This window comes from Uliginosibacterium paludis, assembly GCF_039631355.1.
Classification (GTDB): domain Bacteria; phylum Pseudomonadota; class Gammaproteobacteria; order Burkholderiales; family Rhodocyclaceae; genus Uliginosibacterium; species Uliginosibacterium paludis.
This window is the reverse complement of the sequence record NZ_JBDIVF010000003.1, coordinates 209,386-234,920: the sequence shown is the minus strand read 5'-3', so window position 1 is coordinate 234,920 and position 25,535 is coordinate 209,386. Positions and strand designations below refer to the sequence as shown.

The window sequence follows — 25,535 nt, the reverse complement described above, 5'->3', positions numbered from 1 at the left end:
CTCCTGCAGCCCGGCGCCTTCAGCCGTGGCTGACGGTTTTCGAGAAGACCTGGATCACCGCCACGCCGGCAATGATGAGGCCCAGCCCCAGCACGGCGGGCCCGTCCAGTTTCTGGCCGAAGAGCAACCAGCCGGCCAGCGCGATCAGCACGATGCCGGCACCGGACCAGATCGCGTAGATCACGCCGATCGGCAAGGTCTTCATCACCAGCGAAAGACAGAAGAAAGCCAGCCCGTAGCCGGCCACGACCACCAGCGACGGCCACAGGCGTGTGAAGCCCTCGGCCGACTTGAGGGCGGAGGTAGCAATCACCTCGCTCAGGATGGCCACTGCCAGAATCATCCAGGCAGGCATGCGCACCTCAACCCAGACTGGCCGTGGCCAGCTTGAAACCGAAACCGAGAAAGACCCCGCCGACACTGGCCGTGCCCGCCGCGGCAAGGCGCTGCCGACGGCGGAACTGGGCAGCAAGAAAGGCTCCGCCGAAAATCAGCAGCGAGAGATACAGCGCGCTGAGCAGCTGAAGGATCAGCCCCAGCACCAGAAAGGCCAGCGCCGGTTGAGCCGCCTGCGGGTCGACGAACTGGATGAAGAAGGAGAGGAAGAAAAGGATCGCCTTCGGGTTCATCAGGCTGATCACCAGCGCACGGCGGAAGGGGCTTGAAGCCTCCGCTACCGAGCTGCCCGCAGCAGACGCCCCCCCGCGCCAGCTCACGAAAGACTGGCGCAGCAGGCCGAGCCCGACCCAGGCGAGATAGGCCGCCCCCGCATACTTGAGCATCAGGAACACGGCCGGATGCGTTCGAAGCAGCGAGGCCGCGCCCGCTGCCGTCAGCACCATCAGGACCGTATCGCCGAGAAAAACGCCGCAGGCGCCCCGGTAGCCTGCCGCCACGCCCTCGCGGGAGGCCACCGACATCACATAGAGCGAGTTGGGCCCGGGCAGGAGCACAATGAAAATGGCGCCCAGCACATAGGTCCAGAGATCGGTAATACCCAGAAACATCCTCAACACTCCTGCATCATTTTCCGACAACAACCGGGGCAATCGCAGCGTCTGATCATGACGCGAGACTCGCGCGCCAGGCAAGCAGGGCCTCGACCAGGGCTTCAAGCTGCAGGGTCAGCGCCAGCAAGGCCTGCTCCACCGCGGCGTCATCCGCGCGCCCCCGCAGGCAGTCCTCCAGCGCAGCCGCCAGACGCCGGATCTCTCCGGCCCCCAGGGTGCCGGCAGCCCCCTTGAGCGTATGCGCGAGGCGCTCGGCAGCACCCGGCTCCCCCGAAGCCACGGCAGCCCGAAACTGCTCACCGAAGCGGCCGTGTTCCTCGACAAAGCCGTCGAGCAGCGTGCGATAGAGCTCGCGCTTGTCCATCACATAATGCAGGCCGGCCGCCACATCGAGCCCGGCGATGGCGTCGGGCAAAGGCATGGCAGGCACTGCGGACAAGGAGGTTGGCCCAGCCGCCGCGGCTTTTTCCGCCCTGCGCCGCGGCTTGATCCAGCGCAGCAGCGCGGCCTGCAGCTCACCGGGCTCGATCGGCTTGGTCAGGAAATCATCCATGCCGGCGTCGATGCAGCGATCGCGGTCGGCCTGCATCGCGTTGGCGGTCATCGCCACGATCGGAATGTCGGACAGGCCCGGAATCCGCCGGACTTCCACCGCAGCGGTGGTGCCGTCCATTACCGGCATCTGCATGTCCATGAATACGAGATCGTAGGTCGATTTGCGCAGAGCCTCGAGCGCCAGAAGGCCGTTGGCGGCAACGTCCACTTCGAAGCCTGCGTCGCGCAGCAGGCCGCAGGCCACTTCCTGATTGAGTTCGTTGTCTTCCACCAGCAGCAGGCGGGCGCCGGCAATCGCGGCGAGGCGCGCATCAAGCTCCGGCGCCGGTGCCGCGCCCCGTGTGCTGCTGCCTGCCGAACGCCCGAGCGCTCTCATGACGGTGTCAAACAGCATGGAGGGGGCGACCGGCTTCACCAGCACACTGGCGATGCCGGCAGCCGGGGCAGCCTTCATGACTTCTTCGCGGCCGTAGGCGGTCACCATGACCATTGCCGGCGGCTCTGCAAGCGCCAGGCCGCGCACCCGGCGGGCCAGTTCGAGGCCGTCCATGCGGGGCATCTGCCAGTCCATGAAGATCACGCCGAAGGCTTCGCCGCTTGCATCGGCCTGCCCCACAAGTGCCAGCGCCTCGGCGCCGGACGCGGCCGTCCGGGCCTTGAAGCTCATGCCGGTGAGCATGTCGGCCAGCACGCTGCGTGCCTGGGCATTGTCATCCACCACCAGTACCCGGAGCCCGCGCAGATCCGGGTCCGGCAGCAGGGCGTGCGCGCCCTCGGCAGGCAGACCGAACACGGCACTGAACCAGAAGCTGCTGCCCTGCCCGGGCGTGCTCTCCACCCCCACCTCGCCGCCCATGAGCTCGGCCAGACTCTTGCTGATGGCCAGACCCAGGCCGGTACCGCCGAAGCGGCGCGTGACCGAAGCATCCGCCTGCTGGAAGCTCTGGAACAGTCCCCCTTTCTGCGCCTCGGTCAGGCCAATGCCTGTGTCATGGACAGTAAAGCGCAGCGTGACCTGCTCATCGCTGGCTGCCAGGCGGCGAACCTCGATGGTGACCTCTCCGGTCTCGGTGAACTTCACCGCATTGTTGGCGTAGTTGATCAGGACCTGCCCCACGCGCAAGGCGTCCCCGGTCAGGGTCGCCGGCACATCGGGCGCGACATCGAAGATCAGCTCCAGCCCCTTGGCCGCGGCCTTCTCGCCGATCAGATCGGCCACATTGCGCAAGACCCGTTCGAGCTCGAAATCGCCCTGCTCCAGCCCCAGCTTGCCGGCCTCGATCTTCGAGAAGTCGAGGATGTCGTTCAGGATGCCCAGCAGATGGCGACTGGAGCGCTGCACCTTGTCGAGGTAGTCACGCTGGCGATCGTCCAGAGAGGTTTTCTGCAGCAGATGCACCATGCCGATGACCGCGTTCATCGGCGTGCGGATTTCATGGCTCATGTTGGCCAGAAAGTCTGCCTTGACGCGTGCGGCCTCCTCGGCAAGCTCCTTCGCCTGGGCCATCTGGACTTCCGCTTTCTTCTGCGCCGAGATATCGACAAAGGTGCCGATCAGGCCGCCGGGGCGCCCGTCCGCCTTGAAGAAGGCCGACTTCCAGTAAAGGGTGTGATGCAGCTCGCCATCGGCATAGGGAATGTCGGTCACACGCTGCAGGCTGCCGCCGCTCCGGATGATCTCCTCGTCCTCCTGCTGGTAATGCTCGCGCTCCGCCTCCGAGTAATGCGCGACCTCCCTGACCTTGAGCCCCTGCACGGCCTCCAGGGTCACACCGAAGGTTTCGTTGTAGCTGCGATTGCAGCCCAGGAAGCGGGCCTCCGCGTCCTTGTAGAAGATCGGATAGGGAATCGTATCCATCAGCACGCGCTGGAAGGCAATCCGGTCGGCCAGCTCGATGCTGGCGTTCTGCTGATCGGTCACATCCAGCCAGTAGCCATTCCAGATGCATGAGCCATCCGGCTGGGCTGCGGCCTTGGCACGCGTCTCGATCCAGCGCAGGGCGCCGTCAGTACGGGCAATCCGGCAAAGCAGCTTCACGTCGCTGCGGCTCGCGATGGCTTCCTGATAGCGGCGGCGGGTTTCGGCCAGATCATCGGGATGCAGACGCTCCCAGCGGACTTCGAAGCCGCGCATCAGCTCGGCCAGCGAAATGCCCCAGATGTCGCAGGCCATTGCGCTGATGAAGCTGAACTGCACCTTGTCGTCGGCATCCAGGTCGAAGCGAAATACCGCGCAGGGCAGCGAGTCCGCCATGGCAGTGAGCTGGCGTCGCGAGTCCTCCGCTTCCTGCGTAAGGTTTTCAAGCTCGTGCGTGCGCTCCGAGACGCGCGCTTCCAGCGTCGCGTTTGCCTCTTCCAGCCCGCGCGTGGCGTCGAGCAGGCTCAGACGCATGCGCTCCTGTGCGGACACGAGCTGACTCACCTCGAGCAGTCCGGACGAAACCTCCACCGGTTTTTCGAGCGCCATGCGACCGATGCGCTCGCTCTCCTGCACGAGTTTTTCGAGCGGCCGGGCAAAGCGTCTGGCGTTGCGCAACATGGCCAGCCCGGAGAGCAGCAGCGTTCCGCAGGCCAGCAGGAACAGCAGGCCCATTTCACGCAGGCCCAGCAGCGAGAAGTCCGACTCCGGCACGAAGACCCCCAGCCAGACCGGCGTACTGCCCATGTTCATCGAGCGGAACTGATAGAACCAGCGCGCGCCATCGGAAAGGACGACAGACTCGAAGCTGCCCGGCTTGCTGCCATCGCGGACCCAGGCACTCGTGGCTTCGCCGACCGCCAGATGGGTGTTCTTCACCGGTTGCAGCACATCGCGCCGGATCGCCGCGACGTCACGGTAGCGCGGGTCATTCGGCACGCCGAGCAGGCGGATGCGGTCATCGAACAGCGCTCCGACGCCCCGCTTGCCGGCGCGCAGTTCGCGCGTGAAGTTGGAGATATCCATCAGCAGCACATCGTGCGCCACCACATAGTTCTGCCCATCCGGCATCACCAGCCGGGTTGACACCGTAATGCCGGGGTCACCGGTGGAAAAAAACTTGTAGGGCTGCGTCCAGTAGGACTGTGGCCCTGCCGGGTGAGCCATCGCCTCACGGAACCAGGGGCGCGTGCGAGCGTCATAATCGAGCTCGCGGCGATCGATCACCGGCGGCCCGCCATCCAGTGGCCACATCACCCAGTAGACGCGATTGCCCCAGCGCGCGGGGTTACTCAGGCGGTTCAGCAATTGCCCGTCAGGCAGGCGCAGGACCAGCACCTCGCTGCCCGATTCATGGGCAAACAGCACCGAAGAGATCTCATGGCTGGTATCCATCATCGGCACGAAATACTGGTTGATGCGGACCAGCGTCGCCATGCTCAGGTTCATGCCCTGATCAAAGTCGACGTCGAAATTCATCTCCGGATGCACATCGCGCAGCCAGCGACGACTGGTCGAGAGCGTGGTTTCCACGGTTCGCACCAGCTGGCGGATCTGCTGCTCGATTTCGGAAGCGGTGGAATCGAGCTGCAGCTGAGCCGAACTCTGCTCGGCAGGGCGAATGATCAGGAGCCAGATGCTCAGCGCAAACACACCGAGCGCCAGCGAAACAATCGCGAAAATCTGGACGAGCAGCCCCTGCCTGATTGAAACCGTCCGGAATTCCTGGGCCATGCCTTCTCCGCCAAGCGTGGATCGAGGGGCCGCGCCAGGCTTGCCGGCGCACCGTCCCGCCCTGATTCAGGGCAAGGAGCAAGCATAGCGCAAGGGCCGGAGTCCCGATGCGCGCCGCATCAATCGCGCTTCGTGTCGCCCGACCGGTTTCGGCAGGCGAAAAAAAACCGCCCGGCTCTCGCACGGGCGGCTTGTTCTGCTCCCTTCGGGGCAGCGCAGCTGGAATCAATCGCAGTTGAACGAGTTCCAGACGCCCTTGGTCGAGATCTCGGCGGTGCAGTGCTTGAGTGCCGTGACGTCCACACTCACCGGCTTGTTGTTGCCGCCGTAGTAGCAGTCCGCCTGAACGTTGCGGCCGGCCGGATTGATGTTCCAGACCTGCTTGAGCCCGCCCTTGACCGGCATTTCCTCATCCGGATGCAGCGCCGGCGTCTGCAGCACGCCTGCCGGGCGCGCTTCCTTGGCGGGCCAAGCCACCACCTGCACTTCGGCCAGCGACTCCACCTTGCCGCCTGCATCCTTGCTGGTCAGCGGACAAGACGCGCCGGCGAGCGCCGCACCGGAGAGCAGGGAGAGGCCCAGCACGCTGGCGACGATCTTCAGGGAGGGGCGAACACACAAACGGAACATTGCAAAACTCCTGCGGGAATAGGGGTACGTGACTTCACTTGCGACGAGACGGCGGGGCCACCGGTGAACGGGCAGAACGGCCTTTCGACCGGCGGATCAAAGCCGTCAATCCGGAGCGGATTCTATCGCAATAAGGGGAAACCCCTATAAGTCATTCACCCGATTCGGCAGGCGGGCTGACGGGCGGCAAGCAGGCCCGGCGGAAATGCCTGATCAGGACATCCGCTTACCCGGAATGGGAGCGGCAGGCCCGGGAAAACGCCCTCCGGCAGGCCGCTTTGCAAGAAATTGAAAATTCGGACGGGCGCGGCTTGCAGCGAAACGATCTGCATCCTTTGAGCCCTGCCCAAGGGCTGCAGAGAACGCAAGAATGCACTCCCGACACCCGAAGGAGGAACTTATGCCCTACATGGCAGCCATTGCAGGTCTGTGCCTCGTCGTCGCCTGTGGTCACGGCATCGTCAAGACGCGCAAGACCCGTCGCGAACGAGAAGCCCGTTTCAGCCGCGCACAGGCACGCGCCCGGGAGCGCGCACGGTTGATGGAATGATCAGCGGCCGGGCCCTGCGCCCTGCCCTCCGAGCTGACGCTGGATTTCGTCGTCAATGCTCGCCGGAGCACCCGCCGCTGCACCGGAGGCGGCCGGATCGGGCGGCGGGGCAAAAAGATCTTCCAGCGACGGAGTCTCCGTCTCCTCGACCGGCACGTTGATCTGGATCGACTGTGGATCGACGCCCGCCTTGCTGCCCAGTCCGACCTTCACCAACTGCGGAAAGACGATGATCAGGCTCACCATCAGGATCTGGATCAGCACGAAAGGCACGGCGCCCCAGTAGATATCCATGGTCCGGACCGAGGCCGGTGCGACCGAGCGCAGGAAGAACAACGCAAATCCGAAAGGTGGATGCATGAACGAGGTCTGCATGTTCACCGCGAGGAGTACGCCGAACCAGATGAGGTCGATGCCCAGCTTGTCGGCCACCGGCGCCAGCAAGGGGATGATGATGAAGGCGAGCTCGAAGTAATCGAGGAAGAAGGCCAGCACGAACACCAGGATGTTCACGACAATCAGGAAACCGGTCTCGCCCCCGGGCAGTGCCGTCAGCAGATGCTCGACCCAGACATGGCCGTTGACCCCGTAGAAGGCCAGACTGAACACCCGCGCACCGATCAGGATGAAGACCGCAAAGGCGGTGAGACGCGCGGTGGATTCCATCGCCTGACGCAGCAGCGGCATGCCCAGCCGCTTGCGTACCATCGCCATCAGCAATGCCCCGGTCGCGCCCATTGCGCCGCCTTCGGTGGGTGTCGCAATACCCAGAAAGATCGTACCCAGCACCAGAAAGATCAGCGCCAGCGGCGGAACCAGCACAAAGGTGAACTGCTCGCTCATGCGCGAAAGGAAGCGCAGCCCCAGCACGCGATGCAGCCCGGCGATCGCGAAAGCCACCAGCGTCCAGCAGGTCAGCCCCAGCACGATCGCGCCATCCAGCGCGACTTCCTCGACCGTTCCCTTCGAGAGCGTGACCATGATCCAGAGCGGTACGCTGCTCTTCAGGAAGAGCCAGGTCACCGCGCCGGCGACGGCAGACAGCACCAGCAGCGAGCGGAAGCCGCTGCGACCGGAGGGTTCGCGGAAAATCCGGTCTGCGGGCGGAATGGCCGGCACCCACGAGGGCTTCAGGATCGCGATGGCTGCCACATACACTGCATACAGCAGCGTCAGGACCAGACCCGGCACGAAAGCGGCCTTGTACATGTCCCCAACAGAGCGCCCGAGCTGATCTGCCATCACGATCAAAACAAGCGAGGGCGGAATGATCTGTGCCAGCGTGCCCGACGCGGCAATCACCCCGGTCGCCAGACGCGGCTCATAGCCGTAACGCAGCATGATCGGCAACGAGATGAGCCCCATGGAAATCACGGATGCGGCCACCACCCCGGTTGTTGCGGCCAGCATCGCACCGACGAAAATCACCGCGAAGGCCAGACCGCCCCGCACCGGTCCGAACAGCTGACCGATGGTTTCGAGCAGATCCTCTGCCATGCCGCTTCGCTCGAGAATCAGCCCCATGAAAGTAAAGAAAGGCAAGGCGAGCATCGTATCGTTGCTCATCACGCCCCAGATCCGGTCAGGCAAGGCCTGGAACAGGGCCGCCGGCAGGATGCCCAGCTCGATCCCCACAAAGCCGAAGAGCATCCCGCAGGCAGCCAGCGCGAACGCGACCGGGTAGCCCAGCAACAGGAAAACGATCATGGTGAAGAACATCAGCGGCGCGATGTTCGCTGTCAGGAAGGCGATCATGCCTGCCCCTCCTTCGCCTCGGCGCGTGAGCGGGCGATGTCTGCCGCCAGTTGCTCCTCTGCGCTCGGACCATCATGGGTGCCGAGCGGGTCCGGCCCCTGTCCTGCAAGAAAGGCGACCCGCTTGATGAGCTCGGAAATACCCTGAAGGACCAGCAGCAAGAATCCGGTGGGCACCAGCAGGCGCGCGGGCCAGAGCGCAAGGCCGCCCGCACTCGACGAGCGCTCGCCACTCTGCCACGCCTCCAGAAACACACCGGCAGACAGCCACAGGATCAACAGGCAGACCGGCAGCAGGAAAAACAGCGCGCCGAAAATATCGATCCACGCCTGGGTGCGTCGAGAAAATCGCCCGGCCAGCACGTCGATGCGTACGTGAATGTTCTTCTGCAGCGCATGCGCCGAGCAGAGCAGGAAAATGGCGGAAAACAGATACCACTGCACTTCCAGCAGGGCGTTGGAGCTGAAATCGAAGAACTTGCGCACGATGGCGTTACCCGCGCCGATCAGCGTCACGATCAGCACGAGCCACACGGCGATGCCGCCCACTTTCGCGTTCAGGATGTCGATCCCCCGCGATATCTTCAACAATGCCTGCATCTGCCCTCCAGAGCAAAGACCCGGTTGCGACGGGTAGAATACGAGAATTCCTGTCCGGTCACGCGTTGCCAATGCGTTCGGCATGAGCTTTGCGGTTGTCCTGATGCCAATTACACGAATCTGTCTCGTCCGCCATGGTGAAACCGCCTGGAACGCCGAAACCCGGCTCCAGGGTCATGAAGACATCGCGCTCAACGCAAGGGGGCGCGAGCAGGCCAGGGCCGCCGCAGAGGCGCTGAAAGCGCACGCGTTTTCCGCGATCTACAGCTCCGACCTGATTCGCGCCAGGGAAACTGCGGAAGCCATCGCACATGACAGGGGCCAGTCCGTTCAACTCGACGCGGGACTGCGCGAGCGGCATTTCGGCATGTTCCAGGGACTCACACGCGAAGAGGCCGATCAGCTTCACCCCGGCGAATACGCAAGACTCCGCACGCGGGAGCCCGAAGCCACGCCCCCGGGCGGTGGCGAATCCCTTCTCGCCTTCGCAGCGAGGGTGAGCACTACGATCCGGCAGATCGCCGAGCGCCACGCGGACTCACAGATCCTGGTGGTCTGCCACGGAGGCTGTCTCGACGTGATCTACCGCATGGTGACCGGCAAGCTGATGAATGAGCCACGGGACTTTCCTCTGGGCAATGCCACGCTGAACTGGATCGAATCCGGCAAGGACGGCTGGAAACTCCTCGCCTGGGACGAACGCGCCCACCTCACTCGCAGCCAGGACGAAATCGCCGTCTGAAGCACGTTCTGCCCCGTAGCCCGGCGGGCGCCGGAATTCGCCGGAGAATGGCCACCCGGGTTATCATTCGGCCTCTTCCCTCATCGTTCTTTCCGGCCAGACACCATGTTTTCCAGACAAGACACCCTCTCCCGCATCGATCCCGAACTGTTCGCCGCGATTTCCGCCGAGAACAAGCGTCAGGAAGACCACATCGAACTGATTGCTTCCGAAAACTATGTGAGCTGCGCCGTCATGGAGGCTCAGGGCTCGCAGCTGACGAACAAGTATGCCGAGGGTTATCCGGGCAAGCGCTACTACGGCGGTTGCGAACATGTGGATGTGGCCGAACAGATCGCGATCGATCGCCTGAAGGCGCTCTTCGGCGCGGAAGCGGCTAACGTCCAGCCCAACTCCGGCTCCCAGGCCAACCAGGCCGTGCTGATGGCCTTTGCCAAGCCTGGCGACACCATCATGGGCATGAGCCTGGCTGAAGGTGGCCACCTCACCCATGGCATGCCGATGAACATGTCGGGCAAGTGGTTCAACGTGGTGGCCTACGGTCTCGACGAGAAGGAAGAGATCGATTACGACAAGATGGAAGCGCTCGCCCGCGAGCACAAGCCGAAGATCATCGTTGCCGGCGCATCGGCCTACGCACTGCGCATCGACTTCGAACGTTTCGCCAAGGTAGCCAAGGAAATCGGCGCCATCTTCTGGGTCGACATGGCCCACTACGCAGGCCTGATCGCCGCCGGCTACTACCCAAACCCGGTGCCGCACGCCGATGTGGTGACCTCGACCACCCACAAGACGCTGCGGGGGCCGCGTGGTGGCGTGATATTGATGCGAGCCGAACACGAAAAGGCCATCAACTCGGCGATCTTCCCCGGCCTGCAAGGCGGCCCGCTCATGCACGTGATCGCGGCCAAGGCGGTCGCCTTCAAGGAAGCTGCAACGGTCGAGTTCAAGAACTATCAGGAACAGGTCGTCCGCAATGCTCGCGTGATGGCACGCGTCCTGGGCGAAGAGCGTGGCCTGCGCATCGTGTCCGGCCGCACCGAGAGCCATGTTTTCCTGGTCGACCTGCGCAACAAGAAGATCACCGGCAAGGAAGCGGAAGCCGTCCTCGGCAAGGCACACATCACGGTCAACAAGAATGGCATCCCGAACGACCCGGAAAAGCCCTTCGTCACCAGCGGTATCCGCATCGGCAGCCCGGCCATGACAACCCGCGGCTTCACCGAGATCGAGGCCGAACGCATCGCCCACCTGGTAGCCGATGTGCTTGATGCCCCGAATGACGAAGCCGTGCTGGAACGCGTGCGCAACGAGGTGGCCTCGCTGTGCAAGAAGTTCCCCGTCTACGGAGCCTGATAACGGAAAGGCGCATCGTGATGCATCGGACGTCAAACCTTGAAGGCGCTGTCGTTGGATGTGTTGTACGGCGCCCGTTGCACCCTTTCTTCATGACGCGTGCGGAGCGCGCGTCATGAAGTGCCCCTTCTGCGGCACCCCCTCCACTCAGGTCACCGACACGCGTGAAAACGACGAAGGCGACCTGATCCGCCGCCGCCGTCGCTGCAACGAGTGCGACAAGCGCTTTACCACCTACGAGCGGATCGAGCTGAAGATGCCGCTGGTGGTGAAGAAGAACGGCAGCCGGGCGGAATACGAACGGGAAAAACTCTTTGGCAGCATGAAGCTTTCGCTGCGCAAACGGCCCGTGACGGCCGAGAGCGTGGAAGCCGCCCTGGACCGCATCGAAGGCCGCCTGCTCTCGCTGGGCGAGCGCGAAATCCCCAGCGAAAAACTTGGCGAACTGGTGATGCGCGAACTCAAGCGTCTGGACAAGATCGCCTACATCCGCTTCGCTTCGGTGTATCGCAACTTCGAAGACGCGGAAGAGTTCTCCGAAGCCATCCGGGAAGTCAGCAGCACCGCCCGGAACCGCAACAGCAAACGCAACTGATGTTCCTTCCCGAAGACCAGGCCTTCATGGCCCGTGCTCTGGCGCTGGCAGAGCGAGCGCTCTATACGACAACGCCGAACCCCCGAGTCGGCTGCGTCATCGTAAAGGATGGCGAAACGGTCGGAGAGGGCTGGCATGTACGCGCCGGCGAAGCTCATGCCGAAGTTCACGCGCTGCGAGAAGCCGGCGCGCGCGCGCGCGGTGCGACCGCTTATGTCACGCTCGAGCCCTGCTCCCATTTCGGACGCACCCCGCCCTGCGCAGGTGCCTTGATCAATGCCGGGATAAGTCGCGTCGTCTGCGCCATGCAGGATCCCAACCCCCTGGTGTCCGGACGGGGGCTGCAGATGCTGCGCGAGGCAGGCATCGCAGTCTCCTGCAATCTGCTGGCAGAAGAGGCGCGCCGCCTCAATGAAGGCTTTGTGGCCCGCATGGAGCGTGGCCGTCCGTGGCTCCGGATCAAGACCGCTGCCTCACTTGACGGTCGAACGGCCCTGGCAGATGGTCAGAGCCAATGGATCACCTCTGCGGAAGCACGCGCGGACGTCCATCACTGGCGCGCCCGCTCCTGTGCCATTCTGACCGGCAGCGGAACCGTGCTGGCCGACAATCCCCGCCTCAACGTCCGCGGCATCGAGACCGAACGGCAGCCCCTGCGCATCGTTATCGACAGCGAACTTCGGACACCGCCGGACGCCGCGGTGCTTGAACATGGCAACACGCTGGTGGTCACCACCAGCAACGATGCCGCACGGCGCGACCCGCTCCTGGCAAAAGGCTGCGAAGTGCTCCAGCTCCCCTCTACTAACGAGCACGTGGATCTCGCGGCACTCATGACAGAGCTGGGGCGTCGCGGGCTCAACGAAGTACTGACCGAAGCCGGTGCCCGGCTCAATGGCGCGCTGATCCAGGCAGGACTGGCAGATGCCCTCCTGCTCTACATGGCACCTTGCCTGCTCGGTCACGCAGCGCGAGGCATGTTCGCCCTGCCGGAACTCTCCGGTCTGGACGACAAGACCTCGCTCCGGATCGACCGAGTGGATCAGATCGGTCCAGACCTGCGCATCAGTGCACGCTTCTGATCCGCCAGCCAGGACACGAACTGCCAGCCTTCCCCTGATGTCTGACGACGGCGTATCCCATAGATTCAAGGCATTCCGAATGTCTGGAGTCTTGCAGGATGCAGATGGGTCTGACCCGGGCTGTTTCAGCCCATACCGCCGCAACACCCGCCATCAGCGCAGTCCCGCTTGCCGCCCGCATCGCCCCTGACGCGAGCCCAAGACGCGAACAGCAGGATGACGGCGGCGAGAGCCGCCTCAGTGAACGCCGGCAACTGGCCGAGCTGCTGAGCCACATCGAAGCGCTTCAACACGCCCGCAAACTCAATCTTCAGTTTGCCGAACTGCTGGAAGCCTCAGTTTTTCTGCCCTGAACACACCGCGCATCCGGGGTCACGCCCATAACGGATTTCGCGCCAGCGCATCGACAGGCCCTCCAGTACGAGCAGACGCCCCGCTACCGACGCTCCGCACGAAGCCAGCAGCTTGAGCGCCTCTGCAGCCTGCATGGCACCGATGATGCCGGTCAGTGGCGCAAAGATGCCGGTGACGGCACAACGCATCTCGGCCACATCTTCCCCCTCGGGAAACAGGCAGTGATAGCACGGCTGGTCGTCGCGACGCAGGTCAAAAACCGTGAGCTGGCCGTCAAAACGGACTGCCGCCCCGGATACGAGCGGCTTGCGCTGCCGCACACAAGCCCGGTTGATCGCGTGCCGGGTCGCAAAGTTGTCAGTGCAGTCCAGCACGACGTCGACATCCCCGACGAGTGACAGCAACTGCTCCGCTTCCAGCCTGCTCTCGATCGCCTGCACGTGGACCAGCGGATTGATCCGGCCAAGGCTTTCCCTGCCGGAAACCGCCTTGTTAAGGCCCAGAGAGCTTTCCACATGCAGGAGTTGACGCTGCAGATTGGTAAGGTCGACCGTATCGCCATCACACAACACGATCTCGCCAACGCCAGCGGACGCAAGATACATCGCAGCCGGCGAGCCAAGCCCCCCGGCGCCAACCACCAGCACCCGCCCTCTCGAAATGGCCTCCTGGCCTTCCACCCCGAGTTCGGGCAAGAGAATATGACGGGAATAACGCAGCAACTGATCGTCGTTCATGGCAGCCAGGCCCGGTTCAAAGGGCAATTCTAGCGGGCAAGCTCACACTCGGCAGGCAGATGGCATGAAAAAACCCGCCCTGTCATGGAGACAGGGCGGGTCGGTAAACCTTGATCGGGCAGTCAGCCCCGGCCAATCAGTGCAGGATCAGGCAGCCTGCAGCTTGGAGGCCTGGCTGGCGACCGCCTTCTGCCTGCGCGCGGGCTTGCGACGGACAGCACCCGGATCGAATTCTCCATCGATCTGCTTGAGCGCGTCATTGCGGGCTTTCAGCGCCATCTTGAATGCACCGTCTTCGCCATATTTCTTGACGGAAAACTTCACCCGTTTGCGGCGGCCATCCGGCAGCGGCCAGGACGCCACCCAGAACCAGCGCTGCTTGTCCTCGGGAAGATCTCGTGTTTCGGATGCACAGTAACGGCAAACGCCCACCACGCCAGAACGATTGTTCTTCTTCACGATGCTCGAGTATTCCCGCATCGTGAAGGGCGGGTGCTTTGCAATGACCTCGTCGCGGAACTGCTTGGCTGCAAGAAAGGATTTCTGCTTACCGCCGTGCACGCCATCACTGAAATGCTTGCGGAAAATCTGGCCTCGCCGCTGGACAGTCACCAGCCACCCATGGGTGCGGCTGACTTCATTGTCCACACGGCTGATTCCATACACATTGCCTCTGCTCACTTCAATCCTCCATCTTGCTGTCGTGGGGAACGGCGGCGATATGGAGGATTTTCGGCAGCGGGGGGAAAAACTTTAGTGCCGGCAAATGCTTGCCGGCACGACAGGCGCAAAGACCTGCTGACGCTTAATGACCGACGCTTTCGGTTCCGTCAGACTTGGGATTGACGAAACGCAGCGGAATGCCGACAAACAGCGCCCCGCCCACGATGTTGCCCAAAGTGGCAAACACGAGGTTATAGGCCGCCTCGCCCATCGTGATGCTGCCGTGGCCGAGCAGCGACATCGTGAAAGTCCCCATGTTGGCGATCGAGTGCTCGAAGCCCAGGTAGAGGAAGATGAAAACCACGCAGATGATGGTCACGATCTTGGCGATGTCTTCCTTCATCCCCATGGAAACGCGGACAGCCAGACAAACAATCCAGTTGGCCAGGATGCCCTTGAAGAAGATGACCGACATGGCCTGATGGACCTTGTGCTCTGCGCCGGCAAACAGCGCATGGCTTTCAGGCAGGGTGCCCAGCACCCCGGCACCATAAAGCAGACCGCCCACGACGAGGGCGCCGACGAAGTTGCCCAGCCAGCATACCGTCCACAAGGCAACGGTCTTGCCCCAGGTCGTCCGGCCTTCGGCGGAGGACACGGCCAGGTACATGTTGTTGCTGGTGAAGAGTTCGGTGTTCGTGAAAACAATGATGCACAGGCCTACACCGAAAAACGCCGAACCGATGACTTTGCCGAAGGGCGTGTCATGCAGGTCGTTGAGCAGGGACCAGAACACGAAGACAACGATGGAGAGAAACATGCCGGCGAGCACCGCGCGGGCAATGTAACGGGCAGGATCCTTTTCGAGCAGCGTGACTTTTCTTTGGCCTGTAGCGGCCGATTTTTCTACCAGGGGACGGTCAATCATTCGGTCAGACTCCAATGCATGACTCTTGCCGACACGGCAAAAGCAGGTGGGCCATTGCACCACAGTTGTCATGCACGGAATTTGATACAGACAAAAGACTTAAAACACAAAACGCCCCGGCAGCACCGCAATGCCTGCGGAAACGATGCAGTCTGTGTCAGCCCTGACGCTGGCGAAGCTGCTCGAACAGACAGATTGCGGCGGCTGCACCGACATTGAGGGATTCGATGTTGCCGGCCATGGGAATCCGGACCTTGATGTCCGCCAGGCTGACGATCTGCGCAGGCACCCCCTGCCCCTCCGAGCCGAACACCCAAAGATGCGGACTGCGCAGATCGAGCTCGTAAAGATCGCGACAGCCCTGGCCCAACGATGTTACCGCCACCGGTCGAGCGTCAGCGGCCAACAGCGCCGGAAGATCACAGCCCTCCCGGATCGACAGATGAAATTGCGCCCCCATCCCTGCTCGCAGGGCCTTTGGTGACCAGGGCTGGGTGCATTGCCTGTCCAGCCAGACTTGCCGGATGCCCGCCGCAACGGCGCTGCGCATCAGGCTGCCGAGATTCCCGGCATCCTGGATTCCCGCCAGAACGAGAACATCGCCATCATGCAGCTCTTCCGGCACAGGACCAGCAACGGCAATCTCGGCGAGAAAGCCGGTCGGCGTCATGACGGGACTCAGCTGCCGGAACAGGGCATCCGAAAATGAAATCACCTCGGGCGCGATCAGGCCTTGTCGCTGGATGGCGACCAACCAGCGCTCGGCAGCAGCCGCTCCGACAGACTCCTGCACGATCAGCCTGCGGATGTGCCAATGAGCGTCAATCGCGGCCTCAAGCAGATGCTCACCATCAATGATCGAGGCGCCCTCCTCGCGGCGGGCGCGCGCATCTTCGAGCAGCGCCCGCAAATGCTTGAACAGCGGATTGTCCCGCGAGGAAATGAGTTTCATCGCACCTCTTTCAGAACAGCGCAGCCTGGGCAAGGATGGCAGCCACCGGCCCGAAACTCCGGCGATGCTCAGGCGTAGCCCCGTGAAGCTTCAGTGCATCCAGATGTGCCGCTGTCGGATAGCCCTTGTGTGCCGCAAATCCGTACTGAGGATAGCGCTGATCCATCTCGCGCAGGATGGCATCGCGGCCTGTTTTCGCAAGAATCGATGCTGCGGAGATCGCAGGTTCGAGCGCATCGCCTTTCACGATGGCACGTGCCGGAGCGGCAAGGCCGGGCGGAACCCGATTGCCATCGATCAGGATTTCCTGAGGAAGCAGTGCGAGCCCCTCCACTGCACGCCGCATGGCGAGCATGGTGGCATGCAGGATGTTGAGCTGATCGATTTCCGCGACCGAAGCTTCGGCAATACACCATGCGAGCGACTTTTCCCGGATTTCGAGCGCCAGTCGATCGCGCGTCTTCTCGCTCAATTTCTTGGAGTCGGCCAGTCCGGCAATCGGCCGTGCCGGGTCAAGAATGACTGCCGCAGCCAGCACAGGGCCGCACAAGGGGCCACGCCCCGCCTCGTCGACGCCGCAAATCCGCGCAAGCATCGTCATGCACGCCCCAGCATGCCGGCCACGACTGCGGCAGCCTTCTCGGCGTTGTTTTGCCTCAGGCTCAGATGCATGGCTTCGAAGCGATGTGCAACATGCTTGCGCGCTTCCGGGTCTTCCAGCCAGGCCAGAAGCGCTGCGGCCAGTTTCTCGGGCGTCGCATCGTCCTGCAGCAACTCGGGCACGACGAACTCGCGCGCCAGGATGTTGGGCAGGCCCACCCAGGGCAGATAGCTGAGCCATTTGGCCAGCCGATAGGTCATCTTTCCGACCTTGTAGGAAATCACCATCGACCGCTTGAGCAGAGCCGCCTCAAGCGTGGCCGTGCCACTGGCAACCAGCACGGTGTCGGCAGCCGCCATTGCATCATGAGCATGGCCAAACATCAGCCGCACGGACAGATGCCCAGCCCCCTCCGCGTGCAAGGCGTGCTCGAACATCTCCCGCGTAGCTCTCGTGATCAGCGGGACCAGAAAGTGAACGTCCGGTCTGACAAATGCAAGCTGGCGCATTGTCTTGACGTAGGTTCCGGCCAGGCGCCCAACCTCGCCCTCCCTACTCCCCGGGAGCACGGCAACGATTTCCTGGTCAGGTTCGAGCTGGAGCAACTCTCTTGCCGTGGCACGCTGATCCTCAAGCGGGAAAACATCGGCGAGCGGATGACCGACGAATGTCGCCGGAATTCCATGCTGACGGTATATCTCCGGCTCGAAGGGAAACAGGCACATCACATGTTCCGCTGCGCGCCCGATGCCTTTCACCCGATGTCCGCGCCATGCCCAGATCGAGGGGCTGACGTAGTGCATCGTGCGAACGCCTGAGCAGCGCAGCTTGAGTTCGACCGGCAGATTGAAGTCGGGCGCGTCGACGCCGATGAAGATGTCCGGAGGCGATTCCTTCAGGCGCTGGAGGAGCTGCCGGCGAATGCCCAGCAGCTCGGGCAGTCGCCGCAGCACATCGACATAACCCATGACGGCCAACCGCTCGGCAGGCCACCAGGAGACAAAACCCGCCGCACACATGCGCGGACCACCGATTCCGACAAACTCGGCATCCGGATAGCGCTGCTTCAGTGCTTCAATCAGGTGGGCGGCCAGCAGGTCTCCCGAAGCCTCGCCAGCCACCATGGCAATCCGCATATTGGCTCTCCGGAAAACTCAGCGAATGATGCCGCGCTTGGCCATCGCAAAGAAATTCTGGAACAGTTGAAGCTCCGGCGTGGCGGCTACTGCCTCGTCAATCGCCTTGCGAGCCTCTTCAAGCGACAGGTTCTGGCGATAGATCGACTTGTAAGCACGCTTGATGGCCATGATGGTCTCCGACGAGAAACCACGTCGCTTGAGCCCTTCACTGTTGATGCCGTGAGGCGCGCAAGGATGGCCGTTGGCCATGACATAGGGCGGAATATCCTGCAGGATCACGGAACCACCGCCTGCAATAACGTGCGCGCCGATCACACAGAACTGATGGGCCGCCGCCATGCCGCCAAGAATCGCGAAGTCGCCGACATGGACGTGTCCAGCGAGTGTCACGTTGTTGGCCATGATGGTACTGTTGCCGATCTGACAATCATGAGCAACATGCACGCCAGCCATGAACCAGTTGTCGTCGCCGATACGGGTGACGCCCGCGTCCTGAGCGGTACCGATATTGAAGTTGCAATACTCGCGGATCAGGTTCCGGTCGCCGATTTCCAGTCGCGTGGGCTCTCCGGCGTACTTCTTGTCCTGCGGAATCTCGCCCAGCGACGCGAACTGGAAGACGCGGTTCTCCCGTCCGAGTCGGGTATGACCCTTGATGACAACATGCGAAGCGATGACGGTGTTTTCACCAATCTCGACATGCTCGCCAATGACGCTGAAGGGTCCGATTTCGACGCCGGCGGCAATCTTCGCGCCAGGATGAATGATCGCGGTTTCGTGAATCATGCGATTTGCTTGATGGCGCACATCAGATCAGCCTGAGCGGCCACCTCATCGCCCACACGGGCGACACCGGAATACTTCCAGATACCGCGCATTTCCCTTTCGAGCTTCATGTCGAAAGTCAGCGTATCGCCCGGCAGGACCGGACGCTTGAAACGCGCATTGTCGATCCCTGCAAAATACAGGATCGAGTTTTCATCAGGCATCGCGCCACGGGTCTTGAACGACAGGATGGCCGCAGCCTGAGCCATGGCTTCGATGATCAGCACACCGGGCATGACAGGTGAATGCGGAAAGTGCCCAACGAAGAACGGCTCGTTGATGGTCACGTTCTTGATCGCCACGATGCGCTCACCCAGCGTCATCTCAAGCACCCGATCCACCAGCAGGAAAGGATAGCGATGTGGCAGATAATTCATGACCTCGATAATGTCCATCCCGCTCACGCTTTGTTCTCCAGTTCTTTGAGTTTCTTTTCGAGTGCGCGAACGCGATCTGCCATCTCATCGAGATGCTTCAGATGCACAGCGTTACGCAACCACTCGGCATGTGACTGCGACGGAATCGCCGACGTATAGACGCCGCGCTCCGCCACCGATTTGCTCATGAAAGAGCGGGCGGAAACGACAATGTCATCGCCCACTTCGATATGACCCATGATGCCGGCCTGACCGCCGACCATGACCCGCTTGCCGAGCGTCGAGCTGCCTGCAAGGCCAGATTGGCCGGCCAGCGCCGCGTGTGCGCCGATTCTGCAGTTGTGTGCCACCTGGATCAGATTGTCCAGACGCGCCCCCTGCTCGATCACCGTATCGTCCAGCGCACCGCGATCCACGGTCGTATTCGCTCCGATTTCCACGTCATCGTGGAGAATCGCGCGACCGATCTGCGGAATTTTTTCCCAGCTGCCATCAGGGCGGCGTGCATTGCCGAAGCCATCGCTGCCAATCACGCAGCCTGAATGCAGGATGCAGCGCCTGCCTACCTGAGAGTCGGCATAGAGACTGACACGCGCGTGCAGCAGCGAGTCATCCCCAATGCTGCACCCCGCTTCAACAGTGCAGCCAGGCCCGATGACAACGTTCTCGCCAATCGTGCAGCCCGGACCAACATAAGCGTTGGCACCGACACTGACACTGGCAGGCAAATCCGATAGCACCACTGCGGAGGCGTGCACGCCGGAAGCCGGCCGCATGACCGGATTGAGCAACCGGGTGACGCGGGCGAAATAGAGATAGGGGTCCCGGATGATGATGCGCGGCAAAGCCGTGCTGTCCGCAAGCGAAGGCGGCACGATGACCGCACCAGCAGAAGTCCCTTCAAGGGACTTCCGGTACTTCGGATGTGCGATGAAGCCGACCTCATCCGCTTGCGCACGGTCCAGCGGCGCCACTTGCCGGATACGAACAGACGGATCACCCGAAATCTCGCCACCCAGTGCGGCGACGATTTCCTGCAGAGAAAGACTCACGGGGCTTACCTGGCTTCCGAAAGCGCCTTGAGCACTTTCTCGGTAATGTCGATGTTGGGGCTGAAGTACACCGCTTCTTGCAGGATCAAGTCGAATTTCTCGCGCTCGGCAATCTGCTGGATCACCCTGTTCGCAAGATCCTGGATGCCTGCCAGCTCTTCGTTCTGGCGCTGAGCGTAATCCTCACGCAGCGCCCGCTCCTTGCGTTGAAAGTCACGACTGAGATCGGAAAACTCACGTTCCTTGCCGCGTCGTTCGATGTCGGGCATCGACGAACTGTTTTTTTCCAGTGCCGCCTGCAACGACTGCATCGAAGCATCCAGCTTCTTGAGTTCGCTCTGACGCCGTTCGAACTCTTTTTCAAGACGCTTCATCGCCCTGACAGCCGGAGCTGACTCGCGAGTGACACGCTCGGCATTGACGAACCCGATCCGCATCTGCGCAGACGCAAACGCTGGATGAAGCAAACCCACGCAGCACAAGGCCGCAAGCAACACGCGCTTCACTTCACTCCCCCTTACATCGTGGTTCCGATGGTGAACTGGAAGCGTTGGATCTCGTCCCCGGGTTTTTTCTTGAGGGGAATGCCGATCGCGAACTTCAGCGGCCCGATCGGCGACATCCAGTTCAAACCTACCCCGGTACTGTAGCGGATATCTCCAAAGGAGAAACTCTGCCCCAGTCCCCACAGAATGCCGGCATCCACAAAAGTACTCAGCCTGACACTCTTGTCCTTGTCCTTGGCGCCTGGCATGGGGAAGAAGACTTCTGCACTGCCAATCCAGCGCCGCGTCCCGCCCAGCGCATCGCCTGTCTCGTTTCCGCTCGAATCAACCACTTGCTGACCCAGCGAGTTGTCCTTGAAGCCGCGAATCGAGCCGATACCGCCTGCGTAGTAGTTCTTGTAGAAAGGAACCGGTTTGCCGCCATAACCGGTCGCCCAACCGATGTCGGTATTAAGCATCAGGGTCTTGGTGCGATCCAACGCAAAGTACCGTTGCCATTGGTAACCGAGTTTGGCGTACTGCATGCCCCCTGGTGGCACGGCTACCTCTGTATTCACACGCTGATAAGTCCCCTTGGTGGGATAGAGGTAACTGTCCCGCTTGTCGCTGGACCAACCGATCGTGGTCAGCAGCGTCGTATTTTCACTGCCAAAACGGCTCGTGAAGTCCTTGTATTGCACGGGGCTGTCATCATAGGTCGTGACCTTGGTGTGGTCGACAGACAAGCCGAAAAACACACGGTCATCCAGACCGATCGGCACGCCGAAGCGGACCCCCGTCCCCAAGGAGTCTGACTTGTAACCCGCAACGCTGGTAGAGGTGGTATCAACCTTGCGCTGATAAGCATCGAAAGCACGGCTGACACCATCCTCCGTCCAGTACGGGTTTTCATAGGACAACTGCAGCGCACGATTGACGCTACCCGTGTTGGCAGAGAAAGACAGCGAGTTACCGCTGCCAAAGAGATTGTTCTGAGAAATGGAGCCCATCAACGCAACCTTGTCGGTCGCCGAATAACCGACGCCTACGGAGAGCGAACCGGTGGCACGCTCTTTTACATTGACGTTGAGGTCGACCTGGTCAGCTTGCCCGGTAACAGGCACGGTATCGATCGTGACATCTTCAAAGAAGCCGGTCCGGTCGACACGCACCTTCGATTTGTCGACCTTCTCGCGATCGAACCAGGCGTTCTCCATCTGGAGCATCTCGCGCCGCACGACCTCGTCACGCGAGCGGGTGTTGCCACTCACGTTGATGCGATTGACATAGGCTCGGCGAGCGGGGTCCACGAACAAGGTCAGGGAAACCGTTTTGGCCGTTTCATCTACTTCCGGCACGGCGTTGACGTTGGCGAAAGCATAACCGTCGTTACCCAGTCGATCGGAAATCGCGCGGGTCACTTCACCCACCTTTGACCTGGAATACACCTCACCGCTTTTGAGTGTGACCAGGCGGCGCAACTCAGCTTCGGGAAGAATCAGATCGCCAGCAAGTTTGACTGTCCCGATGTGATAAACGTCACCTTCCTTGATGGCGATCGAGACGTGAACGTCACGTTTGTCCGGCGTAATCGAAACCTGGGTGGATTCCACCGCGAAGTTCAGGTAGCCGCGATCCAAGTACCAGGAACGAAGCTCTTCGATATCGGCCAGCAACTGCTGCTTGGAATATTTGGCATTGCGGAACCAAGAAAAAATCCCGCCGGACTCTTCCAGACTCATCAGATCCAGCAGCCTGGACTCCTTGAACGCTTTGGCGCCAATGATGCGGATATTCTTGATCCGCGCGACTTCGCCCTCTGAAATCTCGAAATTGATTGCAACCCGATTTCGCTCAAGCGGAGAAACTGTGGTCTTGACCACGGCGCCGTAATAACTCTTGGTCAGGTAGAGGCGCTTGATTTCCTGCTCGGCCTTTTCAAGCTGGGAGCGGTCAAAGGTTCTCGACTCCGCAATACCTACTTCCTTCAATCCCTTGAGCAGATCCTTCGCATCGAATTCGGAGTTGCCTGAAAAAGCGATCTGCGAGATGGCGGGACGTTCATCCACAATGACGACCAGCACATCCTTGTCAACTTCGATGCGCACGTCCTTGTAGAACCCCGTTGCATACAGGGCCTTCACTGCCTGGGAGACGGTCGTTTCGGAGACGGAATCACCGATCCTGATCGGCAGATAATTGAAGACTGTTCCTGCCTCGGTCCGTTGAATTCCTTCGACACGAATGTCTTTGACAACGAATGGCGAGTAAGCGAAAGACAGGGGAGACAGAAATGCGAGCACGCCTGCCTGGATAGCAGTGAAAGTCTTTGACATCAGCCGAAAAGAATCCGATTTATATCGTTGAAAAAGGCCAGAGACATCAACAGCGCAAGAAAAACCATGCCGAGCCGCTGCCCGAACACCTCACCTGCCTCAGATATCGGCCGCCCCCGGACGTATTCGATCGCATGATACAGTAAGTGTCCGCCGTCCAGCACCGGCACTGGAAGCAGATTCAGAATGCCGAGGCTGATACTGACCATGGCAAGGAATTTCAGGTAAGGCTCCAGCCCTGCACTCGCGCTCTGCCCCGCATAATCCGCGATCGTGACCGGGCCGCTGATGTTCCGCACGGAAAGCCTGCCCGTCACGATGTTCCACATGACTTTCAGCGAAAATGTGCTGGTCGTCCAGGTTTGCTCGATGGCGTGTGCAAGCCCGTCGAAGATACCGTGACGAACGATGATGGTGTCCCTGTTTAACGCGTCCGGATCAATTTTTACTGCAACACCAACCCGGCCTCGCGGAACGTCTCCCGCCACACGCTCGGGCACCACCACAATCTCCAGCTCGCGTCCGCTCCGGTCTATCAGCACATGAAGTGATTTGCCAGGTGAAGCCGAGACGAGCTTGACGAAATCAGCCCAGAACGCGATGGGCTTGCCATCGACACTGCGCACGAAGTCATTCTCCTGCAGGCCTGCAAGCTCAGCCGGGCTCCCTGGCAAGGGACGCGAAAGAACGGGACTTATTCTTGCAGCGGGCAGGACAAGGCCGATCTGCTGAAGCGGATCGGCTGCTTTCTCCTCGATCTGCAGGCCGGACAGCAAAATCCGCGTCTTGCGCGGCTCCATTTCACCTTGCTGAACCTCGAGATCCACATAGGAGTCATCCAGCGCGTGACGTACCACCTGCCAGCGCAGATCAGTCCAGCCCTTCACTTCGTTGCCGGCAAAAGCCCGGATCGTGTCGCCGGCCTGCAGGCCGGCCTGCGCGGCAGGGCTGCCCTCAGGCACGTTACCCAGTCGCGCGGGAAAGTCACGGGTACCCGCGAGCCCCAGTCCCCAGTAAAGCAGAATGGCCAGAAGAAGATTGGCAAGCGGACCTGCGAGAACGACCAGGCTCCGCTTCATGAGTGACTGGGTATTGAAAGCACGATGCCGTTCGGAGGCCTCGACTGGAGCCTCGCGCTCGTCGAGCATCCTGACATAGCCCCCCAAGGGAATGGCCGCAAGCGAGAACTCGGTGCGTTCTGCACCGAAGCGCACTGAAAACAACTGCGGACCGAAGCCGAGTGAAAACCGGAGCACCCGGATTCCGCAGAGTCTGGCCACGATGAAATGCCCGTACTCATGCACCGCGACCAGGATGGCGATAGCAAGCAGGAAAGACAACACGTAATGCAGCGTACTCATGAAACTGCTCCCGCCCATTCATTCAACAACGTGCGAGCCCATGCACGCGCCTGCGCGTCCGCCTCCATCACGCAGCCGAGTTCATTGACCGGGCGAAGATCGCAACGTTCCATGACCTCCTGCACAAGCCGGGGAATCTGATCGAAGCGCAGACGCGCTGCCAGGAACGCAGCAACAGCCTCCTCATTGGCGGCATTCATGACCGCCGGCGCGCTGCCCGCCGCACGCAAGGCGTCATACGACAGCGCAAGGCAGGGAAAACGCGCAAAATCGGCCGGCTCGAATGTCAGTTTGCCAATGCTCGCAAGGTCAAGATCCGCCACGCCGGAAGGCAGTCGCTCCGGAAACCCCATCGCATGGGCAATCGGCGTACGCATATCCGGATTGCCCAGCTCTGCCAGAACGGATCCATCCTCGTACTGGACCATTGAATGAATGGTGCTTTCAGGATGAATGAGTACATCGATGCGCTCCGCCGGCACGCCGAAAATCCAGCTGGCCTCAATGACTTCCAGCCCCTTGTTCATCATCGTGGCCGAATCAACCGAAATCTTTCGCCCCATGGACCAGTTCGGATGTGCGCAGGCCTCGCGCGGCGTCACCTTGGGCAAATGCGAGAGGGGCGTGCAGCGAAACGGCCCCCCCGAGGCAGTCAGGATGATCTTGCGTACCCCGCAGCGCGTCAGCCCATAGTCAAACCCTGCAGGCAAGGACTGAAAGACTGCGTTGTGCTCGCTATCTACCGGCAACAGCACGGCACCCGATGCGCGCACGGCAGACATGAAAACATCGCCAGCCATGACGAGCGCTTCCTTGTTGGCCAGCAGGATGCGTTTGCCACTTCGTGCAGCCGCCAGAGTGGACGCCAGGCCTGCAGCCCCCACAATGGCAGCCATGACCGTCGTAACCTCAGGTGCGCATGCGATATCAACAAGCGCTTGCGGGCCGTACTCGATCTGCACACCTGGAAGATCGGCGAGCAATGTCCTGAGTGCATCAGCCTCCGTCTCACCCGCGACGACCGCATATCGGGGATGGAAGCGTCGACACAGCTCCGCCAGCTTGTCGGTCTGACGGTGAGCGCTCAGGGCAAAGACATCAAATCGCTCGGGATTGCGCGCAACCACATCCAGCGTACTCAACCCGATCGAGCCGGTCGCACCGAGAACGCTCAGAACCTGTTTCACGACATTTTCCCT

At 61.6% G+C, this 25,535-nt stretch carries 25 protein-coding genes; 6 read left to right on the top strand and 19 right to left on the bottom strand.

The genetic code is table 11. The annotated features are described in order from the left end of the window. Window positions 1-19: 19 nt before the first annotated feature. From ABDB87_RS09915 to ABDB87_RS09900, 4 genes are all read right to left on the bottom strand, one after another. Window positions 20-355 carry a DMT family transporter gene (locus ABDB87_RS09915; RefSeq protein ID WP_345926494.1) on the bottom strand — a complete coding sequence of 112 codons (336 nt, stop codon included), beginning with the start codon at window positions 353-355 and terminating at the stop codon, window positions 20-22. Between the two features lie 7 nt (window positions 356-362). Next, window positions 363-1,007 (bottom strand): leucine efflux protein LeuE, encoded by a 645-nt coding sequence (gene leuE / locus ABDB87_RS09910; RefSeq protein WP_345926491.1) that lies wholly within the window; start codon window positions 1,005-1,007, stop codon window positions 363-365. Between the two features lie 55 nt (window positions 1,008-1,062). Beyond that, the gene (locus ABDB87_RS09905; protein WP_345926489.1) at window positions 1,063-5,217 is read right to left on the bottom strand and encodes a response regulator; all 4,155 of its coding nucleotides are present in this window, start codon (window positions 5,215-5,217) and stop codon (window positions 1,063-1,065) included. Window positions 5,218-5,442: 225 nt separating this feature from the next. After that, window positions 5,443-5,847: a hypothetical protein gene (locus ABDB87_RS09900; RefSeq protein ID WP_345926487.1), complete on the bottom strand. Its 405-nt coding sequence runs from the start codon at window positions 5,845-5,847 to the stop codon at window positions 5,443-5,445. A gap of 400 nt (window positions 5,848-6,247) precedes the next feature. Here ABDB87_RS09900 and ABDB87_RS09895 point away from each other — a divergent pair, with 400 nt between their 5' ends. Then, window positions 6,248-6,397, top strand: a complete 150-nt coding sequence (locus tag ABDB87_RS09895; RefSeq protein ID WP_345926485.1) for a hypothetical protein — start codon at window positions 6,248-6,250, stop codon at window positions 6,395-6,397. On the opposite strand, the gene ABDB87_RS09890 is transcribed toward ABDB87_RS09895, so the two are convergent. Both ABDB87_RS09890 and ABDB87_RS09885 read right to left on the bottom strand, forming a co-directional pair. Further along, window positions 6,398-8,152 (bottom strand): TRAP transporter large permease, encoded by a 1,755-nt coding sequence (locus tag ABDB87_RS09890; RefSeq protein ID WP_345926483.1) that lies wholly within the window; start codon window positions 8,150-8,152, stop codon window positions 6,398-6,400. After that, the gene (locus ABDB87_RS09885) at window positions 8,149-8,835 is read right to left on the bottom strand and encodes a TRAP transporter small permease subunit (protein WP_345926481.1); all 687 of its coding nucleotides are present in this window, start codon (window positions 8,833-8,835) and stop codon (window positions 8,149-8,151) included. Before ABDB87_RS09885 ends, ABDB87_RS09890 begins: the two co-directional genes overlap by 4 nt. Window positions 8,836-8,854: 19 nt before the next feature. On the opposite strand from ABDB87_RS09885, the gene ABDB87_RS09880 reads away from it, so the two are divergent. The 5 genes from ABDB87_RS09880 to ABDB87_RS09860 all read left to right on the top strand — a co-directional run bounded on the left by ABDB87_RS09880 (window position 8,855) and on the right by ABDB87_RS09860 (window position 12,879). Then, entirely contained in the window at window positions 8,855-9,493 is a 639-nt protein-coding gene (locus ABDB87_RS09880; RefSeq protein WP_345926479.1) for a histidine phosphatase family protein, read from the top strand. A 105-nt stretch (window positions 9,494-9,598) separates the two neighbouring features. Beyond that, window positions 9,599-10,849 carry a serine hydroxymethyltransferase gene (gene glyA, locus ABDB87_RS09875; RefSeq protein ID WP_345926477.1) on the top strand — a complete coding sequence of 417 codons (1,251 nt, stop codon included), beginning with the start codon at window positions 9,599-9,601 and terminating at the stop codon, window positions 10,847-10,849. Window positions 10,850-10,964: 115 nt separating this feature from the next. Next, complete coding sequence (gene nrdR, locus ABDB87_RS09870; RefSeq protein WP_345926475.1) at window positions 10,965-11,444, top strand: transcriptional regulator NrdR; 480 nt, start codon at window positions 10,965-10,967, stop codon at window positions 11,442-11,444. Beyond that, window positions 11,441-12,526 (top strand): bifunctional diaminohydroxyphosphoribosylaminopyrimidine deaminase/5-amino-6-(5-phosphoribosylamino)uracil reductase RibD, encoded by a 1,086-nt coding sequence (ribD, locus tag ABDB87_RS09865; protein WP_385918047.1) that lies wholly within the window; start codon window positions 11,441-11,443, stop codon window positions 12,524-12,526. Before nrdR ends, ribD begins: the two co-directional genes overlap by 4 nt. A 98-nt stretch (window positions 12,527-12,624) precedes the next feature. Continuing rightward, window positions 12,625-12,879, top strand: a complete 255-nt coding sequence (locus tag ABDB87_RS09860) for a hypothetical protein (RefSeq protein WP_345926471.1) — start codon at window positions 12,625-12,627, stop codon at window positions 12,877-12,879. On the opposite strand, the gene ABDB87_RS09855 is transcribed toward ABDB87_RS09860, so the two are convergent. The 13 genes from ABDB87_RS09855 to ispC form a co-directional block, all read right to left on the bottom strand. Next, window positions 12,862-13,617 carry a HesA/MoeB/ThiF family protein gene (locus tag ABDB87_RS09855; RefSeq protein WP_345926469.1) on the bottom strand — a complete coding sequence of 252 codons (756 nt, stop codon included), beginning with the start codon at window positions 13,615-13,617 and terminating at the stop codon, window positions 12,862-12,864. The genes ABDB87_RS09860 and ABDB87_RS09855 overlap by 18 nt on opposite strands. Window positions 13,618-13,764: 147 nt before the next feature. Beyond that, window positions 13,765-14,298: an AP2 domain-containing protein gene (locus ABDB87_RS09850; protein WP_345926467.1), complete on the bottom strand. Its 534-nt coding sequence runs from the start codon at window positions 14,296-14,298 to the stop codon at window positions 13,765-13,767. Window positions 14,299-14,422: 124 nt separating this feature from the next. After that, window positions 14,423-15,208 (bottom strand): formate/nitrite transporter family protein, encoded by a 786-nt coding sequence (locus tag ABDB87_RS09845; RefSeq protein WP_345926465.1) that lies wholly within the window; start codon window positions 15,206-15,208, stop codon window positions 14,423-14,425. 157 nt (window positions 15,209-15,365) lie between these two features. After that, the gene (locus ABDB87_RS09840; protein WP_345926463.1) at window positions 15,366-16,160 is read right to left on the bottom strand and encodes a TrmH family RNA methyltransferase; all 795 of its coding nucleotides are present in this window, start codon (window positions 16,158-16,160) and stop codon (window positions 15,366-15,368) included. Window positions 16,161-16,170: 10 nt separating this feature from the next. Further along, window positions 16,171-16,755, bottom strand: a complete 585-nt coding sequence (rnhB, locus tag ABDB87_RS09835) for a ribonuclease HII (protein ID WP_345927287.1) — start codon at window positions 16,753-16,755, stop codon at window positions 16,171-16,173. Between the two features lie 2 nt (window positions 16,756-16,757). Then, window positions 16,758-17,897 carry a lipid-A-disaccharide synthase gene (gene lpxB / locus ABDB87_RS09830; RefSeq protein ID WP_345926461.1) on the bottom strand — a complete coding sequence of 380 codons (1,140 nt, stop codon included), beginning with the start codon at window positions 17,895-17,897 and terminating at the stop codon, window positions 16,758-16,760. An 18-nt stretch (window positions 17,898-17,915) separates the two neighbouring features. Then, window positions 17,916-18,686 carry an acyl-ACP--UDP-N-acetylglucosamine O-acyltransferase gene (lpxA, locus tag ABDB87_RS09825; RefSeq protein WP_345926459.1) on the bottom strand — a complete coding sequence of 257 codons (771 nt, stop codon included), beginning with the start codon at window positions 18,684-18,686 and terminating at the stop codon, window positions 17,916-17,918. Next, window positions 18,683-19,120, bottom strand: coding sequence for a 3-hydroxyacyl-ACP dehydratase FabZ (gene fabZ, locus ABDB87_RS09820; protein ID WP_345927285.1), 438 nt, complete (start codon window positions 19,118-19,120; stop codon window positions 18,683-18,685). Before fabZ ends, lpxA begins: the two co-directional genes overlap by 4 nt. 5 nt (window positions 19,121-19,125) lie before the next feature. Then, window positions 19,126-20,154, bottom strand: a complete 1,029-nt coding sequence (gene lpxD / locus ABDB87_RS09815) for a UDP-3-O-(3-hydroxymyristoyl)glucosamine N-acyltransferase (protein ID WP_345926457.1) — start codon at window positions 20,152-20,154, stop codon at window positions 19,126-19,128. Window positions 20,155-20,159: 5 nt separating this feature from the next. Further along, window positions 20,160-20,591, bottom strand: coding sequence for an OmpH/Skp family outer membrane protein (locus ABDB87_RS09810; RefSeq protein ID WP_385918051.1), 432 nt, complete (start codon window positions 20,589-20,591; stop codon window positions 20,160-20,162). An 80-nt stretch (window positions 20,592-20,671) separates the two neighbouring features. Beyond that, entirely contained in the window at window positions 20,672-22,975 is a 2,304-nt protein-coding gene (gene bamA / locus ABDB87_RS09805; protein ID WP_345926453.1) for an outer membrane protein assembly factor BamA, read from the bottom strand. After that, a complete protein-coding gene (gene rseP, locus ABDB87_RS09800) occupies window positions 22,975-24,336 on the bottom strand; it encodes an RIP metalloprotease RseP (RefSeq protein ID WP_345926450.1) in 1,362 nt (453 codons plus the stop codon). The genes bamA and rseP overlap by 1 nt, the downstream gene beginning before the upstream one ends. After that, window positions 24,333-25,523: a 1-deoxy-D-xylulose-5-phosphate reductoisomerase gene (gene ispC / locus ABDB87_RS09795; RefSeq protein WP_345926448.1), complete on the bottom strand. Its 1,191-nt coding sequence runs from the start codon at window positions 25,521-25,523 to the stop codon at window positions 24,333-24,335. Before ispC ends, rseP begins: the two co-directional genes overlap by 4 nt. Window positions 25,524-25,535 lie beyond the last annotated feature (12 nt).

Coding starts and splice junctions, on each gene's coding strand:
- leuE (WP_345926491.1), bottom strand. CDS start 1,007: ATGTTTCTGGGTATTACCGATCTCTGGACCTATGTGCTGGGCGCCATT.
- ABDB87_RS09860 (WP_345926471.1), top strand. CDS start 12,625: ATGCAGATGGGTCTGACCCGGGCTGTTTCAGCCCATACCGCCGCAACA.
- ABDB87_RS09890 (WP_345926483.1), bottom strand. CDS start 8,152: ATGATCGCCTTCCTGACAGCGAACATCGCGCCGCTGATGTTCTTCACC.
- ABDB87_RS09905 (WP_345926489.1), bottom strand. CDS start 5,217: ATGGCCCAGGAATTCCGGACGGTTTCAATCAGGCAGGGGCTGCTCGTC.
- ABDB87_RS09840 (WP_345926463.1), bottom strand. CDS start 16,160: ATGAAACTCATTTCCTCGCGGGACAATCCGCTGTTCAAGCATTTGCGG.
- ABDB87_RS09845 (WP_345926465.1), bottom strand. CDS start 15,208: ATGATTGACCGTCCCCTGGTAGAAAAATCGGCCGCTACAGGCCAAAGA.
- lpxA (WP_345926459.1), bottom strand. CDS start 18,686: ATGATTCACGAAACCGCGATCATTCATCCTGGCGCGAAGATTGCCGCC.
- rseP (WP_345926450.1), bottom strand. CDS start 24,336: ATGAGTACGCTGCATTACGTGTTGTCTTTCCTGCTTGCTATCGCCATC.
- ABDB87_RS09900 (WP_345926487.1), bottom strand. CDS start 5,847: ATGTTCCGTTTGTGTGTTCGCCCCTCCCTGAAGATCGTCGCCAGCGTG.
- ABDB87_RS09915 (WP_345926494.1), bottom strand. CDS start 355: ATGCCTGCCTGGATGATTCTGGCAGTGGCCATCCTGAGCGAGGTGATT.
- nrdR (WP_345926475.1), top strand. CDS start 10,965: ATGAAGTGCCCCTTCTGCGGCACCCCCTCCACTCAGGTCACCGACACG.
- ABDB87_RS09855 (WP_345926469.1), bottom strand. CDS start 13,617: ATGAACGACGATCAGTTGCTGCGTTATTCCCGTCATATTCTCTTGCCC.
- ABDB87_RS09895 (WP_345926485.1), top strand. CDS start 6,248: ATGCCCTACATGGCAGCCATTGCAGGTCTGTGCCTCGTCGTCGCCTGT.
- ABDB87_RS09810 (WP_385918051.1), bottom strand. CDS start 20,591: ATGCGGATCGGGTTCGTCAATGCCGAGCGTGTCACTCGCGAGTCAGCT.
- rnhB (WP_345927287.1), bottom strand. CDS start 16,755: ATGCTTGCGCGGATTTGCGGCGTCGACGAGGCGGGGCGTGGCCCCTTG.
- fabZ (WP_345927285.1), bottom strand. CDS start 19,120: ATGGACATTATCGAGGTCATGAATTATCTGCCACATCGCTATCCTTTC.
- lpxB (WP_345926461.1), bottom strand. CDS start 17,897: ATGCGGATTGCCATGGTGGCTGGCGAGGCTTCGGGAGACCTGCTGGCC.
- bamA (WP_345926453.1), bottom strand. CDS start 22,975: ATGTCAAAGACTTTCACTGCTATCCAGGCAGGCGTGCTCGCATTTCTG.
- glyA (WP_345926477.1), top strand. CDS start 9,599: ATGTTTTCCAGACAAGACACCCTCTCCCGCATCGATCCCGAACTGTTC.
- ABDB87_RS09880 (WP_345926479.1), top strand. CDS start 8,855: ATGCCAATTACACGAATCTGTCTCGTCCGCCATGGTGAAACCGCCTGG.
- ABDB87_RS09885 (WP_345926481.1), bottom strand. CDS start 8,835: ATGCCGAACGCATTGGCAACGCGTGACCGGACAGGAATTCTCGTATTC.